Origin of the sequence: Burkholderia sp. R-40, assembly GCF_049942845.1 — a bacterium.
Classification (GTDB): domain Bacteria; phylum Pseudomonadota; class Gammaproteobacteria; order Burkholderiales; family Burkholderiaceae; genus Burkholderia; species Burkholderia ambifaria.
Window position 1 is genome coordinate 769,034 of record NZ_CP187967.1, and the last position, 17,849, is coordinate 786,882.

Below are 17,849 nucleotides of genomic sequence, written 5' to 3' on the forward strand. Positions count from 1 at the left end.
GGGCGGCTCGTTGGCACGAACGCACCGGCAGATTGCTCCTTCGGGGGCTCGTAAAAAATAATAGCAACGATAATTATCATGAAAATTCTGACCGTGTTTGGCACGCGGCCGGAGGCGATCAAGATGGCGCCGCTGGTACACGCGCTTAGGGGGAGGTCGGGTGTGGATTGCCGCGTATGCGTCACCGCACAACACCGGCAAATGCTGGACCAGGTGCTCGAGCTTTTCGAGATAAAGCCGGATTACGATCTGAATCTGATGAAGGCGGGGCAAACGCTCCAGTCGATCACGTGCGACATCGTGAACGAGATCACGCCGGTTCTCGCATCGTATCGGCCGGACTACATGTTGGTGCATGGCGATACGACGACCACCTTCGCGAGCGCGCTGGCGGCGTTCTACCTGAAGATCAAGGTGGGGCACGTCGAAGCGGGGCTGCGTAGCGGCGACATGCACTCGCCGTGGCCCGAAGAGGGCAATCGGAAGCTGACGGGCCAGCTCGCCGACATTCATTTCGCGCCGACCGAGGCGTCGCGCGAGAACCTCGTAGCCGAACGGGTTCGCGACGAGGACATCATCGTGACGGGCAATACCGTCATCGATGCGTTGCTCTCGGTTACGCGCAGGCTCGAACACGATGAGGCACTCCAGCGTCAAATGCGCGACACGTTTCCGGCGCTTGCAGGCGGGCGTCGCATGGTGCTCGTGACGGCTCATCGCAGGGAAAATTTCGGAGAAGGGATCCGGAATATCTGTCAGGCGATCCGCCAACTGGCGGCGCACTACACGGACGTCGATTTCGTGTACCCGGTTCACCTGAATCCGCAGGTCAAGCAGCCGGCGGAAGAGATTCTCTCCGGCATCTCGAACGTTCATCTGCTGGCGCCTCAGGACTATCTGCCGTTCGTCTATCTGATGTCGCGCGCCGCGCTGATCCTCACCGATTCGGGGGGAATTCAGGAAGAGGCCCCGTCGCTCGGCAAGCCGGTGCTCGTGATGCGCGATACGACGGAGCGACCTGAAGCGGTGGCGGCCGGAACGGTTCGTCTGGTTGGCTCGGACAGCAGCCGAATTGTCGAGGCCTGTCGCCAATTGCTCGACGATCCGGTGCGCTACGAGGAAATGGCGCGTGCGCACAATCCGTATGGAGATGGGCGTGCGTGCGAACGCATCGTGCATCACCTCGTCGGCGAAAGCGATCGCAACGAACCACTGGCGTTCTCTTCGATTCCAGGTCCGGTTCGCGCGTTCGCCGGGTAATGCCGCGCACGATAAGGGCGATCAGTCAGCCCTGATTCGCGCGGCATGCCGAAGCGTTGCCGCGCCTCCATACATCATCAAGGACGTTCCGTGAAAAATGCCATCCAATCCATATCCGTCATCGGACTCGGATATATCGGTCTTCCGACCGCGGCCGTGCTCGCATCGCGCAAGATCAAGGTCGTCGGTGTCGATATCGATCAGCATGCTGTCGATACGATCAATCGAGGCGAGATTCATATCGTCGAGCCGGAACTCGATATCGTCGTGCACGCGGCGGTGAAAGAGGGATGGCTTCGCGCGACAACCCGGCCTGAAGCCGCAGACGCTTTCATGATCGCGGTGCCGACACCGTTTCACGGTAACTACGAGCCGGATCTGTCATACGTCAAGGCTGCGTGCGAATCGATTGCCCCGGTTCTCAAGAAGGGCGACATCGTCATTCTCGAGTCGACCTCGCCGGTCGGTACGACCGAGCAGATGGTGGAATGGTTGGCGCGCGCTCGACCGGACCTCGTATTTCCGGAGAAGGACGCGGGCGACTGCGACGTCTACGTCGCCTATTGTCCCGAACGTGTCCTTCCCGGACAGGTGATTCGCGAATTGATCGAAAACGATCGCGTGATCGGTGGCGTCAATCCGCTTTCCGCAGTACGTGCGCAAGAGGTCTACCGTACGTTCGTCAGCGGTCAGTTGCTGGTCACGGACGCGCGTACGGCGGAGATGTCGAAGCTCACCGAGAACGCATTCCGCGACGTCAACATCGCGTTTGCCAATGAGCTTTCCCTCATTTGCGACAAGCTCGACATCAATGTGTGGGAATTGATCGATATCGCGAATCACCATCCGCGCGTCAATATCCTCCAGCCCGGGCCGGGCGTCGGTGGTCACTGCATCGCGGTCGACCCGTGGTTCATCGTCAACAAAACGCCGGGCCAGGCGAAGTTGATTCGACAGGCTCGGGAGGTGAATGATTCGAAGCCGCAATGGGTGATCGACAAGGTGCGCGCTGCGGTCGATTCGCTGTGCGAAGCCGGAAAACCCCGACGCGACATCCGAATTGCGTGTTTCGGTCTCGCGTTCAAGCCGAATATCGATGACTTGCGAGAAAGTCCGTCGCTTGATATCGCGCACAAGCTCACCGACGCGTATCCGGAGCAAGTCCTCGTTGTAGAGCCGCATATCGACGCGATTCCGGAGAAGCTCGAGCTTGGCGGCGCGCGATTGATGGATCTGGACGACGCACTGGCACGCGCGGACGTCCTTGTCATGCTGGTCGACCACGCGCAATTCAAGACGATGAAACCGACTCTGCGCGAAACACAGCGACTCGTCGATACAAAAGGCATCTGGGGCTGAGTTGCTCCCGTTCGCGCTTCGGGCATGGCGCGGAAAAGCAAAGACGAATTTCAAAAGGCAGGGAAGTCGGGATGAGCGTGAATGTCGATGTCGGTGCGGGTGATGGTCTGGACGAGGTTGCCGCTTTGCGACGGGAGCGCGACCGTTATGCGGCGCTATGCGCGGCATTGCGGGCCGAACGAGCCGCGCAGGACGAACTCGTGTCGCTGCTCGAGGAGGAAGCCGCGCGGTTGCGCAAGCCTCGGGAGGCCACGACCGGTATCGACGCCGGCCTGACATCGCTGTGCGTCGACGGCGCGGCGGATGTCACCGGGTACCAGCGGACGATCACCGATCTCACGAGCCGATTCAACGGACTGAAGGCAATACGGGAACGGGAGGAGGAGACTTTCCGGCAGTACCGCGCGGACACCGGTGTCACGATCGACGCGCTCGCGGACGAGCTTTCACGGCACGGCGAGACGATCGGCAGCCTGACCAGCGAGGTCGATGCGGCAAGGGCCGTTGCGCGCCAGCAGGAGCAATTGCGGGCGACCGGTGTAGCGGCGCTCGAAAAAAAGATTGCGGCTTTGGAAGCAGAGCGCAGTGCGCGCGCGATCGAGCGCCAGGAGCTGGGCTCGATGCTCTCGGTGCTGCGCTCGGAAGCGAAGTCATCGTCGACGACCCTCGAGAAAATCAAGCTGGACGCCGTCCGCAACAAGATGGCACTCACCGAAGCGAACGCGCAGATCGAACGTTTGCGCCAACAACTGATTGCCGCAAATCAGCAGATACTCCGAACGAAGAACACACTGTCGTTTCAGCTTGGGCACGCGCTGATATTCGGCACCAAGTCGTGGAGCGGGTTCTTCGCCCTGCCGGGCAAGCTGCTGGCGATTCATCGTTTGTCGAAGCAACGCCGTGACGACAACCAAGCCAAGGGACTGAAGCGTCCCAACGTTCGACCGATGCTGCAAGCGGCGCCGATTTCATCGCGCGCAGACGCCGTCGAGCCTGTGGCGGTCGCTGCGCGTGCGCGGCTGCAGGGTTTGCACGACGATGACGGGCAGCAGCTTGCCCATCGGATGAAGCAACTCAAGGTGGCGGCCATCATGGACGAGTTCACGTTCGGCTCGTACGATCCGGAGTGCAACCTTCTGCAACTGACGCCCGCTCACTGGCAAACCGAATTGAATGCGTTCAATCCGGACATGCTGTTCATTGAATCGGCGTGGCGCGGGAAGGATGATCTTTGGGGCAGCAAGGTCGGCCACCTCAGTCAGGAAGTCCTCGGTATCGTTCTATGGTGTCGGGATCACAAGATTCCGACGATCTTCTGGAACAAGGAGGATCCGGTCCATTTCGAGACGTTCCTGACGACCGCGAAGTTGTTCGATTTCGTTTTTACGACGGACATCGACTGCATCCATCGTTACAAGGCCGCACTCGGCCACGACCGGGTCTATCTGCTGCCGTTCGCCGCTCAACCGCTCGTCAACAATCCCGTCGAGAAGTACGAGCGGAAAAACGCGTTCTGCTTTGCCGGCGCCTATTACGTCCGATATCCGGAGCGCACGCGCGATCTGGGGAACTTCATTGTCAATTTGCCCGAGTTTCGACCACTGGAAATCTACGACAGAAACTACGGAAAAAGCGACGCGAACTACCAGTTTCCGGAGGAATACCAGCCGTTTGTCGTCGGCAATCTGCCGTACGCGGAGATCGACAAGGCATACAAGGGCTATCGATACGCGATCAACCTCAACTCGATCAAGCAGTCACAGTCGATGTTCGCGCGTCGCGTCTATGAACTGCTGGCGTCCAATACGATCACGATCAGCAACTTCTCGCGCGGCGTGCGCCTCATGTTCGGCGATCTGGTCGTGACGAGCGATAGCGGCGCCGAGATTCGGCGACGTCTGGAGGCATTCGGCAACGACGAAGCAGGCGCGCGCAAGTTCCGTCTTGCCGCGCTTCGCAAGGTGATGCTCGAGCATACGTATCAGGATCGACTGGCTTACGTTATTTCGAAGGTCAGCGAGGAGACCTTGCCGTCGCTGCTCCCGCAGATCATTGTGGTTGCGTACGCCAAGGATCAGGCACAAGCCGACGGCCTGCTGCGCGCGTTCGAGCGGCAGCAATATCGGGCCAAGACGCTGGTATTGGTCGTGCCGGAGCAGTTCGACCCGGCCGGAGTGCCGGACGGACGCGCTGTGCGCGTGTTGTCTGCGCTTGAATCGGATACGGTCATGTTGCAGGCGCTGGCATCGCCTGCCGCGTGGCTCTCCGTCATGGTCGCGGACGACTACTACGGTGCCCACTATCTGACGGATCTCGCGCTGGCGACGCGCTACGCGCAGGCGCCAGCGATCGGCAAGGTTGCCCAGTATGTTTGGTCGGGCAGCAAGGGCCTGTCGCTGCTTCGGGATGACGCAGCGTATACGTTCGTTACCGAGATCGCTGCACGATCGGGTATCGCGCGTTTCGATACGTTGCCCGCGGTGTCGTTGCGCGACTGGGTGAGGGAACTGTATACCGCGCAGTTCAACCACGCTTCGTGCTTCGCTGTCGACGAATTCAACTACTGCCGAAGCGGTGTCGCGCTGGATGAGGCGGGCCGCTCGACCGTTGACGATGTGCTCCTGTCCGATCACGGACTGACGCTCGACGAAATGCAGCGTAGAGCGGAGGCAGTCGCTGCGGAGCGACTCGACAGCAATGCGCTTCCGCAATTGCGCGGTAGCGATTTGGCATCGCTGTTGACGAAGGCGCCGGCGAACAGTCGTGTATCGATGGTCGAGCGCGGCGGCTGTCTGCAGGTCGATTCGGCGTTGCCTGATGGCTCACACGAATATTGGTACGCCGATCGCGATTTTTCGCCGTCCGATCTGTCGGTCGATAACGGGAAGCTGCAACTCCATCTTGAAGTTTCGCCGGGTCTGAACGTGCAGGTTGTCGTGTTGTTCCTCGATGGCGAAAAGGCGCGGATCGGCCATGTCGTGAAGGCTTCGAATCGCAATCACGATATCGAGGTGCCGGCGGGCACGGTGTACTTGCGGATCGGCTTGCGGGTCTACGCCAGCGGCTCCGCGCGCGTGCAATCGTTGCTGCTCGGTCACCGCTCGCTCCTGCCGGCGGATATGTTTTCTCAGGGCGAACATCTCATCCTGACAAACCACTACCCATCCTACGACGACCTGTATCGCAACGCGTTCGTGCACAGCCGGGTGCGCGCCTATCGCGCACATGGTGTGCGATGCGACGTGTTCCGCTTCCGTGACGAACAGACAGTGGAGTTTCAGGAGTTCGAAAACGTTGATGTGATGACAGGCGGCGCCGAGGTGCTGGACCGACTGCTCCAGACGGGGCGATATCGCTCGGTCCTGGTCCACTTCCTCGACGATGCGATGTGGCGCGCGCTGCAGCCTTACGCTGATCGACTGAAGATCGTCGTCTGGGTTCACGGCGCCGACATCCAGCGCTTCGAGCGTCGCGCATTCCTGTACGACGATGCCGAACAACGTTCCGCCGCTGCGCTGAAGAGCGAGCGCCGCGCGCAATTCTGGCGGACTCTGCTGACGGATCGTCCGCCCTCATTGCACTTCGTCTTCGTCTCGAAGTATCTCGCGACAACCGCGATGGAAGACCTCGAGTTGATCCTGCCTGACGATGCGTACAGCGTCATCCATAACCCGATCGATACCACGCGATTCGACTATGTCGAGAAGGATGCCGAACTGCGCTGGAAGGTGCTGTCGATTCGGCCGTATGCGTCCAAGGTCTATGCCAACGATCTGAGCGTCGGGGCGATTCTTGAGCTATCGGGCCAGCCGGATTTCGACCGGATGCAATTCCACCTGATCGGCGACGGCGCGCTCTTCGATGAGACGGTAGCGCCGCTTCGCGGATTCTCGAATGTTCGAATCGAGCGACGCTTCCTGACGCAACGTGAAATTGCGGATCTCCACAAGGAGTACGGCGTATTTTTGTGCCCGTCGAGAATGGATACGCAGGGCGTTTCACGCGACGAAGCGATGGCGTCGGGCCTTGTTCCGGTGACGAATGCGGTGGCTGCCATTCCGGAATTCGTCGACGCAACCTGCGGTGTGCTCGCGCCGGCAGAGGACGCGCACGAACTTGCCGAAGGACTGCTGGCGATCATTCGGGACCCGCGACTGTTTGCAAACATGAGTGCCGCCGCGGCGCAGCGTGTGCGACGGCAGAGTGCCCACGATGCGGTGATTCAACGGGAAATGGCGTGCTTTGCGAGGCACCCCGAAGAGGCTGGGTCGCGAGAGCCCTCGGTCTCGCGATGATTCGCAATGCCGTGCAGGGAATCGTGCATGCGTGAAAGGGGCGGGCCTGAAAAGGATAACGGTGCGGGTCGTTGACGATCGGAACCGCACCGTCGACAAGAACTGCTGCGGGGAATGATGGCTGACCAATACATGGATCGCGTCGTGTTGAGCGAGCGGCATTCGATGATCTACTGCGCAGCGAGCGTCGCAGCGAGGACCTCGGTCGAACTCAATGCGACGATCGCGGGGGGATTGCCGGATGGCACGAATCTGATTCTCGTCATCAACGGTAATGCACTGACCGAGCAACACGCGACGGAAATCGGGTTCGTGCCGACGAAAGGCGGCTATTACCAGTACCTGAAGCCGTCGGTGAAGGGCGAACGACTGTGCCACGCATTCGTCGTCCTGCCGGAAGTCACGTCGATCAATATCCGATTGTGGGGCATTGGCGTGCCGCCCGTCGTGCTGGACGACGTTCGCGTGACGGGCGTCGAAGAAGGCATTCGATTCCTGGCCGCGCGTCCGCGTCGCATCATCAAGAAATGGGAGTCGCTTACTGCGCAAGGGCAGCGGCCCGTTGCGGCGAATTTGCTCCTCGCGAAGCATGCGTGCGCCCCGGCATGCGTCGTACATTGCAATAAATGGTTCGACTCGATGGATGGGTACGAGCAGCGGACAGGGCGCTCCGAGTTCGGACGCGACGACGTTTATGTCGAACGCGACACCGGGGAACTGATCCCGGCGAGCATGCAACGCGCGCGGCCTGCGATGCTCGGGATTCCGGATTCGATCGACGCGTATTGGTCGGACATCGGTGATAAATCGCGCAATATGGTGCGAAAGGCGCGGCGGCTCGGCTACCAATTCCGTGCAATCGATCCTGACGAATATGGGCAGGACATTTACGAGATTCGAACATCGGATCCGATGCGCCAAGGCCGTCCGATTCCCGACTACTACTACACGAATCCGCCCGAGCATGTATTGCAGCCGAGTTCAGTCGGTTGCCGGCTGCATACCGAACGCTTCTATGGTGTGTTCAAGGACGATCGCCTGGTGGCGTACGTCACGCTTTTTCTCTTCGGCGAACTTGCGCAGGTCAATCACCTGCTGTGTCATCGGGATCACGCGAGCAGCGGTGCGATGAATCTCAACGTGTTTCACGTTGTGGACGAACTCATCAGGCATCAGCCGGAGGTACGCGTCCTCAACTATCTGTACATCGGACAATCCCAGGGCGGGATCAACCTTTTCAAGGAAAGTGTCGGCTTCCGGGATGTCGCTTTCATGACGTACGACAGCGTGGTCGAGCTGTACGCGCGGCATACGGAGATTCGGTCGTCGATCGGCAGCGTGACGGCGCCCTTGGCGCCATCCTTCAAGCCGAAGGTGAAAGGCGCCAACCGGGCGTTCATGCGCGAGCAGGTGAGCGGCGACGTCATGCAGGCGATCGAGAGCCGCATTGGCCGGCGCGTTGCACGTTTGCCGATGCCCATCTATCACGAGTTCGAGCGCTATCTGTCGCGCGGATTGAGCGAGACGGTGATCGACTGGATGGATGGAAGCTGCTTCGCGGTGCCGTTCCCGGACCGTATCCCGGATGCCGATGACCGTCTCTGCAATTACATGCGACGGCGTTTCAAGCAGAGCCCCATCTCGAACGACGATTTCGAAACCGCGTTCAAGGGCAGCGATTTCCGCGTTCTGGGGTATTTCCAGGTCAGCGACGACGATGCTCTGTTTTTCCGCGGGTTATTGGTGGTCGAGAAATTGACACCGGTGGGAAAGAGCAGGGTCCGTGGTCTGACCGAGGCATTCGAGAAGTTCGGAAAAGCTGGCTTGCGTCCGGATTCGATTGTGCGGAACAAGCCGCAGGGAACATTCTTGACGCGAGATCGTTTCATGGCGTCTGTTCCGACGGATGGGGCGTCGCTGGACCGAGTGTGCCTTGCCGACGAGTATCAGCCGTTGGCCGACGGGTGGCGGCACGGGAACGTCGTGAAGATGTCGTTTCCGTATTCGACGGCGACTGTCGATGTCGAACTGAACAAGAAGTTCGCGTGGAACTCGGAGCTACCGAACAACTCGGTACGCATGTGGTACTACTCGCTGATTTATATCGGACGATTGCTGGCGACGTACCATAAGTCCAACGATGCCGCGTCGCTGGATCTGGCGTTGTCGTTGACGTCCGACTATCTCGACTACGTAGCCGTTGCCGAGCATCGTGCCGGCGTCAACGGCATTGCGTCCGCCGATCATGCCACGGCTGAGCGATTGAAGGTAATGCTGACGCTGCATCAGATCGTCAGGGAATCGAAGGATGTCCGAGGCGTCGCTCTGTTGCCGCGATTGCTCGATGAGATGCATTACTGCGCCGAGTGGCTGACCGAGGAGGCCAATCTCGGTGTCGGCAATCATCAGCTGATGGGCTGCATGTCCCTCATGTTCACGTATTCGCTTCTGACGAACGAGGCCGGTGCGGTTTATCTCGACACGGCCCTGCGCCGCGTGCGCTCGCTGCTGGGCGAGTCCTTCGACAAGGACGGGCTGTGTAACGAGAACACGATCGGTTACCACAACTTCAACCTGTCGTTGTACACGAAGATTCATGACGCGCTCGGAAAACTGGGGATCGCGGCATCGATGCGCGCCGACATCGAACCCGTGCTCGACAACGCAATGCGCGCGCTGCGGCTCGCCATTTTTCCGAACGGCATGATCCCCCCCATCGGCGACTCGCCTCGCTATGACTCGCGCGTCACCTCCGTCAACGAGTCGTTCTGCTTCTTCGAATCCGGGTTCGCGGTCGTCAAGCGCGACGACTTCTATCTGTCGTTGATCTGCGGCGGGCGGACGAACTGGCACAAGCACATGGACGACACGGCGATTTATCTGCAGTACAAGGGGGAAGACGTGTTTGTCGATGGCGGCAGCTACTCGTACGACCAGCGCAATCCGCATACACGTTGCATCACCTCGTCGGCGGGCCATAGCGGCGTGTTTCTGTCCCAGTTCGACGGCCTTCCGAGATACGAACTGATCGCGAAGTACGGGCCGGTGTCGGGCAGCATCAAACGGTTCGAGGAAAGCGACGACGGCGTGCGCATCGAATGCGCTTACTCCGTTCCCGGCTGCTGGACCAGCTTCCGGAGATTCGTGTTTGTCCACTGGCTGGGCGAGGTTGTCATTGTGGACATGGTCAAGTCGCCGGATCCCGCGGCGGCCGTGCAGCGCTTTCTTCTTGCGCCGGACGTTTCGGCGCACGCGGAGCAAGGGATCATCCGCCTGCAGGGCGAGACGTTTGAAGGGGCCATCATTCATTCGTCGCGGCATGCCGATTTCTATCGCGGTGAACAGGATGGAAAAGTGCGGGGCTGGAGTACGTACGATTTCGGTGAAATCTCGCCGACCACGGGTATCGATCTGAGCGGAGGACCGATTGCCGGGGAATTCTCGTCGATCGTCGTGTTGAACGGCACGGATCCGCAAGGCGGTTCCGACCGGGCACGAGCGTTTGCGAACAAAACCGACCCGTTCTTCACGAATTGATCGGTGTTGTCACCGATCCCGGCGCTGCATTTCCCAGATTTACTGTCTCGGCTTATGAACGATACTTCAAACTGCTACCACTCGACCGATGGCATTCAGCTATCCGGCGCAGGCGTGCAGTTTTCGCTCGACATCACGGACGTGCAGCGATTCTCGGTCTGCATGGATCTGGTCTGCGGGCCACATATCGGGACCAATTGCGCGTTGGTTCAGGTCGAATTCAGCGAGCCGCCGAATCAGCTCGAGCGACTGGGACTGGTACATTCCCATCATGGTTGGTGGTATCGATACGTGCCGACGCGTGCGGGACGTGTGTCAGTCGATTGGGAATTTTCCCAGGCTACACCCTTTGCGGGTACCGTCCGCTTCAAGATCGTCACGTGGGGGGCGGACGACTTCGTACGTCTTCACTCCTTCGTCGCCGTCACGAGTCCTTCCGCCGAGCAATTGACGGCACGGTACGCAGCTGCGCGCGATGCCGCGCGATATCCACCGAAAGTGTGGGCCAGCATCAGCGAATTTCTGTCCGCGACGGTGCTGCCCAATTCGGCGCACATCATCCCGGTCAACGATCTGTTGATCGAGTTCCTGCTCGTCGACCGGCGCAGCCCGGCGCTATTTTGCTTCCTTCACGGCAATGCACCGCGATCGGATGTGTTCAAGCTGCCCGTGTTCAGTGGCGTATCGATGATGAGTGACGTGAACAGTTCCGTCCTCATCTTCTCCGATCCCGCGTTGCTGCTGGATCCCGATTTGACGCTTGCCTGGCACGTCGGCACGTCGACCACGCCGCTGCAGTACCTGTATGAATTGATCACGGAGAAGGTCCGGTCGGTTCTTGCTCCGGAGAGGCTGGTGTTCTGGGGCGGATCGGGGGGCGGCTTCGCAGCGCTGTATCTGTCGACGAAGTTTGCCGATTCAACCGCCTTCGTGTGGAATCCACAGACTTCCATCCTGGCGTTCGAGGAGACGGCCGTACGGAATTTCGGCCGCGTTTGCTTTGGCACGGAGGATCTCGCGACGCTTCGCGAAAGGCTCGAGAAAGTGGCCGTGGCCGATGTGTGGCGGGTCTATCCGAGCGACGGGAATCACGTGGTTTATTTGCAGAACTTTACCGACTGGCATACCGATTACCACCTGAAGCCGTTCCTGTCGAATTCGAGATTGCCTCACGTTCGTGGAACCGAATTCTGGGGATGGCTGGAAGATCGATTCTTCCTGCATCTCGGCAGTCTGGCGCAAGGACACGAACCGCCGCCGAAAGAGGCGATCAATGCGTTCCTGGTCAGGCTCGCGCAGTCAGGGCCGGACGCGATCGAATCAGTCAGCGTGGTGCCGGGCCGAACGACGAATCATGTCGGCGTGTTGCACGACTCGCATGTCAATGAAGAGGGGCCACGGGCCTGAGAATAATGAGCAAGGTGTGGTGCCGCCATGAATGAAGCATGGGTCGATCGAGTTGTACTGAATCGTGGGCGTGGGGTGCTGAGCGGTGTGTTCACCGTTGAGCGCAAGAGCGCGGTTCGTCTATCCGCGAAGGTCGGATGGACGCTGCCCGAAAAGGGCAACATGCTTTTCGTGATCACCGGCGAATATCTGACCGAAGCAAAGGCGGCGGAAATCGGCTTCATCAAGACGTCGTCCGGCTTCTATCGCTATCTGCTTCCGTCCATCAAAGACGGAAAGCTCGCGTTCGACTTCGATGTGATTTCCGAGGTAACCGGATTTCAGATTCGGCCATGGAACATGACGACGCCTGTCGTGCTAGAGGACGTCGTACTGACAAGTGAAGACGCCGTTCCGGTGTTTTCCGGCCCATCGAGTAGGATCGTGAAGAAGTGGCACCCGCTGACCGCGGACGGCAGCCAGCCGCTTTCGGCCAATTTCCTGACTCGCAACGCGAGCTGTGGCTTCCATTGCGTCGCACATTGCAATCGCTGGTTCGAGTCGATGGACGAGTTCGCGATCCGGACGGGCAGTGATGCGTTCGGCCGAGAAGATGTGTATGTCGAAACAGGCACGGGGGAACTGGTTCCCGCTTCGCTGCAGCGCGCTCAACCCGCGTTGCTCGAAATCCCGGCGTCGCTCGACGCGTATCTGAAGTCGATCGGCGACAAGTCGCGAAACATGATCCGGAAGGCCCGGAAGCTGGGCTACGAATTCAGGCGCCTCACGCCCGAGATGCTGGGCCAGGACATTTACGAAATCAGGACGTCCGATCCGATGCGCCAGGGGCGCCCGATCCCGGAGTATTTCCATACCAACCCGCCGCAATACGTAGTCGCAGCGAATCCGGCGGGTTGCGAGCTACATACCGAGAACTTTGTCGGCATTTTTCTCGGTGATCGGTTGGTGTCCTATATCACCGTCCTCCTGTTCGGCGAGTTGGCGCAGGTCAATCATATTCTTTGCCACAAGGAACATGCGACGCATGGCGTGATGAATCTCAACGTGCTGCATATGGTCGATGAGTTGATCACGCGTCATCCTCATGTGAGGGCGGTGAACTACATGTACATCGCCGGCCACGATAGTGGCATCGACAGATTTCGGCGTAGCGTCGGGTTTTCTCCCCGCAGCTTGCTGACGTATGACGGTGCGCCGGCGACATTTGCCGGCACCCGTGCGCAATCGGTGTCTCCGGACCCGGGCGACGTGCCGAGCGGGCAGCACCCAAGCAAGGGAAAGGAAAAACTCCGGTTGTCGCAATGGACGTTCATTCGCGAATCGATCGGGGCAGAGGGGGCGCTTGCACATGTCGCCGACAGAATCGGGCGTGCCGTCATCGAGATGCCGAAGCCGATCCCGGAACAATTTGTCGAGTACATCGGCAAGGGATTGATGAGGTCTGTTGCGGTTCAGCCCGCGGGGACGATCATCGCTGTTCCGTTCCCCGCTCGGGCCGACGCGCAGACCGGTCACGGCGTCGCCGACTATCTCAATCGACGTTTCAAAGGAATCCCGGTCGGAAACCACGGCTTTCAGGCCGGTTTCAAGGGGGGCGAATTGCGTGCACTCGCGTTCTTTGAAATCACGGATTGGGCTGAACAGTTCTGTAACGGCATCCTGGTGCTCGAGAAGGTGACCGAGGCGCCCGGCGCCTCGCTGGATGCCGCCGAGACGACAGACGTTCAAGTCAAGGCCGAAGCCGAATTCCTGGCAGCGACGGCAGTCCGTCCATCCAGACTGGAGTGTGTGCGACTGGTCGATGACTACCAGCCACTTGCCGAAGATTGGCTGACCGCCGGCACTGCTCAGATGTCGTTCATGACAGGGGCCACGCGCATCGACGTCAAGGTCGGTGCACGGTTCCCGTGGAACCACACGTTCGCGCTGAATGCCGACCGGATGTGGTATTACTCGCTCGCCTATATTGGTCGTCTGCTCGCAACCTGGGCACAACGCAAGGATGCTGACGCAAGCAAGCTGGCAATCGATCTGATCTCCAACTTCATGGATTTCACGGCCATTGCCGAGAATCGGCTTGCGATTGGTCGTATTCCGTCCGCGGACCACTCGGCAAGCGAGCGGCTGAAGGTGTTGCTGACCTGCCATCAGATGCTCGACGAGGTTGGGGCGTCGACGGCGCTGCGGGTGCGTCTACTGCGCGAAATTCACCGCTGGGCAGAATGGCTTGCCGACGACCGAAATCTTGGCGTCGGAAACCACAAGCTGATGGGCGCGACATCGCTCATCTATGTGTGTGCGTTACTGGCCGATGGTGAAGGCAGCGGTTATCTGAAGGTCGCAGAGGATCGGATTCTGTCGCTTGCCGCGCAGTCGTTCGACAAGGACGGTCTGTGCAACGAGAACACGATCGGCTATCACAATTTCAATCTGTCGCTATACCGCAAGCTCCGCACCGTACTAGCGAACCTCCAGATCGCCGAGGACCTGCGCGACAAAATCGATGCACTGATTGGAAGAGCGTCCCATGCGCTTGAACTGTGCGTGCTTCCCGACGGTAAAATTCCGCCGATAGGCGACTCGCCGCGCTACGATCTCGGGCTGCCGTCGCGGGATGGCGCGTTTTGCTTCTTCGAATCGGGATTCGCCGTGGTGAAGCGCGACGGCCTCTATTTTTCATTGGTGTGCGGCGGGCGCACGGAATGGCACAAGCAGATGGACGATTCGTCTATCTATCTGCAGTACAAGGGCGTGGACGTCATCGTCGACGCCGGCAGCTACTCCTACGATCAGAGCGATCCTTATTCACGCTGCATCACGTCGACCACTGGCCATAGTGCTATTGTTCCGGCCCTGCTCGATGGCTTGCCGCGACACGAGGTCCAGTCGAAGTTCGGCCCCGTCTCGGGTTGCATCGAGCGCTTTGAAGAATCGGATGATGGCGTCCGGATCGCTTGTGCCTATTCGGTGCCCGGATGCGGCGCGATGCTCAATCGTTATGTGTTCGTGGGTCGATCGCATGAAGTCGTCGTGGTGGACACGTTCGACGCACCCGACACTGCCGATGTGGTGCAACGCTTCCTCCTCGGTCCGGGCGTTGAAGCGGCGAGCGACGGCGCGTGCCTCCATCTGAGCGCACAAAAATTTGCCGGCACCCTCATCCATCGGGGTTCAGATGCCGATATATACAAGGGCCAGCGTGACGACAAGATTCGCGGCTGGACTGCCTTCGAGTTCGGCAGGGTCACGCCGGCCACCGGCGTCGATCTTCGCTCGAGAGACGGCGAAAGGACGTATTCGACGATCGTTCGCCTCGAGGGAGGCGGATGGAGCGATTGCTCACCCGCCGCGGTGAACTTCGCAGGGCGTACGGACCCGTTCTTCGGGACGGGCGCTGCGCGATTGCGTGACGACAACTAAAAACAAGTACGAGGAAAAATGGATGGCGCGCAGTAAACCGAAGCTTCTGATTCATGGAAGTTGCGTGAGCCGGGACGCCTTTACCGACCGATTTCCGCAAGCCGAGCACTACGAGCTTGCGGGTTATCTTGCGCGCACTTCGCTGGCGACTGCATTCTCTTCGGGTGTGGTGGAGGACGTCGACTTTGACGCGATCGCGTCACCGTTTCAGCGCAGGATGGTTCAATCGGACGTCGAGCACGGGTTGGTGGCGGTACTCGCCGCGGGCGGATTCGATTTGTTGCTGATGGACCTGATCGATGAACGTTTCAGCGTGTTCGTTGACGACCGTGGCGCGTCCTGCACCGTATCGGGTGAACTGCTGTCGTCGGGATTCGATGCGCGGGCGCGTCGAGGCACGGTAATCAAGCCATTCACGGATGCGTTCTTCGACCGATGGGAAGCGGGTTGGCGCCAACTCGTCGCGGCGTTGAGCGCGCAGGGGCGGCTGGACGCGCTGATCGTGAACGAGGTGTACTGGGGCTCGGCCTGCTCGGACGGCACCGATTTCTCGCCGGCATATTCGCGCGACGACGTCGCGCAGGCGAACGCATTCCTGGCGCGGCAATATGCGCGGATGCGAGAAGATCTCGCCGACGAGCAATTCCTGCATTTCGACTCGACCTTGCTCGTCGGCGCAATCGACCATCAGTGGGGAAAGAGTCCATTTCACTATGTGGCCGGGTATTACACCCACTTGCTCGATGGTCTCGATCGATATGTGGCGCGGACCGGAGCGGCTGTCGCGGAAACTTCTGAAGAGCAGGGGAGCAGCGTGGGTATCGTAAGGTATGTGCGGGACAAGCTGCGACTCGTCGGAAGCCGGTTTCGCCACGAAGACGCAACGCCGGTGACCGCGTGGTACAGCGATCGCGTGACATTGCAGAAAGGGATGCAAGGTCTCGAGGTTTCGGTACGCGCGACGGCAGCGACACGCATCCGTCTGAGCGCGACCGTCAACGGCGATTTATCGGGCAACCGCAACTTGTTGCTCGTCGTCGCCGGCGAAAATCTCGTCGATGCCGACATGCATGCGATGGGGTACATGAAGTCGTGGGTCGGTTACTTTCGTTATCTCAAGAGCGACATGCGCGAAGAGCGGCTGACGACGGAGATCGCAGTCGATAGCCGGATCACGTCGCTCAAGATGCTGACCTGGAACTTCGATGGTCCCGTCGTCCTCTCGGACGTCAGCGTGGATTCCGGTGGCGCCGCACTCGATAGCCCGGTGCTGATCGCGAAACGCAAGGACGGCAGCCAGTCGGTCAACATCACGCGCGAGCCGGCGATTCGCGCGAACCTGCTGCTTAAACGGCACCAATGCGGCCCGGAGTGCATTGTCCATTGCGACAAATGGTTCAGGTCGATGGATGCGTTCGCGTCGCGGCACGATGTCGATCGTTTCGGTCGGGAGCCCGTCTTTGTCGAGGCCGCGAGCGGGGAATTGATGCCTGCGAGCCGCCAGAAGGCGAGCCCGGCATTTCTGACGATTCCCGATACGGTCGAGGAATATCTGCGGTCGATCGGCGACAAGTCCCGGAACATGATTCAAAAGGCGAATCGCCTCGGATACCGGTTCCATGAAGGTGGCCCCGCAGGTTTCGAGCAGGACATCTACGAGATTCGCACGTCGGATCCGATGCGCCAGGGGCGGCCGATTCCCGAGTACTACTATTCGAACCCGCCGATTTATGTGCTGAACCCGAGCGCCGCCGGGTGCGAATATCACACGGAACGATTCTTCGGCATCGTGCACGAAGGGCGCCTGGTCTCGTACATCACGCTCTTCATGTTTGGCGAGCTCGCGCAGATCAATCACATCCTGTGTCACAAGGAGCACGTGAAGAACGGGGTAATGAACCTGAACGTATTTCACGTCGTGAAGGAATTGATCGAGAAGTATTCGTGGGTCAAATCGATCAACTATCTGTACGTCGTGGATGACGGGATGGGGATCAACCTTTTCAAGCGCGGCGTCGGATTCCGGTCACAGCGCTTCATCGCATACGACAGTACGCTGGATGCGATTTCCTATATCGAGGCGGAGCGCGAGTGCCATCCGGACCCGGACCCAGCTCCGGCCGTCCCGCGCGAAAGCCAGAAGCCGCGTTTCAAGATGAAGAAGTGGGACTTCGTGCGGGACGCGGTGCAGCGGGAATCGCTGGCCGCGAAGCTTGATTCGCTTCTCGGCAGACCGTGGGTCGACGTCAAGTATCCGGCCGAAGCCGACTTTGCGCGGTTCTGTTCGGTCGGATTGGTGGAAAGCACGGAAACCCATCCGGTGGGTTCATGCTTTCTGGTGCCGTTTCCGAGCCGTGCCGCGGAAGACAGCCATCCGGACGTCGCGCAATATTTGGCTAAACGTTTCAAAGGTAACCCGATCCCGGACGACGGATTCTCGGTCGGGTTTCGTGGCGGAAATTTGCGTGCACTCGCCTATTTGAGTATCGAGGAAGATGCGGCGGATCTACTCGACGGCGTGCTCGTGCTGGAGAAGGTGGCGTAATGCGGCATCGAAGTGCTTCGGTGGCG

Annotated in this window: 7 protein-coding genes; all 7 read left to right on the top strand. The window is 59.7% G+C overall.

Translation table 11 applies throughout. The features are described from left to right. Window positions 1-75: 75 nt before the first annotated feature. The 7 genes from wecB to ACP26O_RS03560 all read left to right on the top strand — a co-directional run bounded on the left by wecB (window position 76) and on the right by ACP26O_RS03560 (window position 17,823). On the top strand, window positions 76-1,260 hold the full coding sequence (gene wecB / locus ACP26O_RS03530) for a non-hydrolyzing UDP-N-acetylglucosamine 2-epimerase (protein WP_341770855.1): 1,185 nt from the start codon (window positions 76-78) through the stop codon (window positions 1,258-1,260). A gap of 45 nt (window positions 1,261-1,305) precedes the next feature. After that, window positions 1,306-2,619, top strand: coding sequence for a UDP-N-acetyl-D-mannosamine dehydrogenase (gene wecC, locus ACP26O_RS03535; protein WP_244099027.1), 1,314 nt, complete (start codon window positions 1,306-1,308; stop codon window positions 2,617-2,619). A gap of 71 nt (window positions 2,620-2,690) precedes the next feature. Continuing rightward, on the top strand, window positions 2,691-6,914 hold the full coding sequence (locus ACP26O_RS03540) for a glycosyltransferase family protein (RefSeq protein ID WP_175665266.1): 4,224 nt from the start codon (window positions 2,691-2,693) through the stop codon (window positions 6,912-6,914). Between the two features lie 132 nt (window positions 6,915-7,046). After that, window positions 7,047-10,451 carry a heparinase II/III domain-containing protein gene (locus tag ACP26O_RS03545; RefSeq protein ID WP_175665265.1) on the top strand — a complete coding sequence of 1,135 codons (3,405 nt, stop codon included), beginning with the start codon at window positions 7,047-7,049 and terminating at the stop codon, window positions 10,449-10,451. Between the two features lie 3 nt (window positions 10,452-10,454). Next, the gene (locus tag ACP26O_RS03550; RefSeq protein WP_165750927.1) at window positions 10,455-11,858 is read left to right on the top strand and encodes a hypothetical protein; all 1,404 of its coding nucleotides are present in this window, start codon (window positions 10,455-10,457) and stop codon (window positions 11,856-11,858) included. Window positions 11,859-11,885: 27 nt separating this feature from the next. Next, entirely contained in the window at window positions 11,886-15,278 is a 3,393-nt protein-coding gene (locus ACP26O_RS03555) for a heparinase II/III domain-containing protein (RefSeq protein WP_244099026.1), read from the top strand. 22 nt (window positions 15,279-15,300) lie between these two features. After that, window positions 15,301-17,823 (top strand): DUF6270 domain-containing protein, encoded by a 2,523-nt coding sequence (locus ACP26O_RS03560; protein ID WP_175665264.1) that lies wholly within the window; start codon window positions 15,301-15,303, stop codon window positions 17,821-17,823. The last annotated feature ends 26 nt before the right edge of the window (window positions 17,824-17,849 follow it).

Coding starts and splice junctions, on each gene's coding strand:
- ACP26O_RS03555 (WP_244099026.1), top strand. CDS start 11,886: ATGAATGAAGCATGGGTCGATCGAGTTGTACTGAATCGTGGGCGTGGG.
- ACP26O_RS03545 (WP_175665265.1), top strand. CDS start 7,047: ATGGATCGCGTCGTGTTGAGCGAGCGGCATTCGATGATCTACTGCGCA.
- ACP26O_RS03560 (WP_175665264.1), top strand. CDS start 15,301: ATGGCGCGCAGTAAACCGAAGCTTCTGATTCATGGAAGTTGCGTGAGC.
- ACP26O_RS03540 (WP_175665266.1), top strand. CDS start 2,691: ATGAGCGTGAATGTCGATGTCGGTGCGGGTGATGGTCTGGACGAGGTT.
- wecC (WP_244099027.1), top strand. CDS start 1,306: ATGCCGAAGCGTTGCCGCGCCTCCATACATCATCAAGGACGTTCCGTG.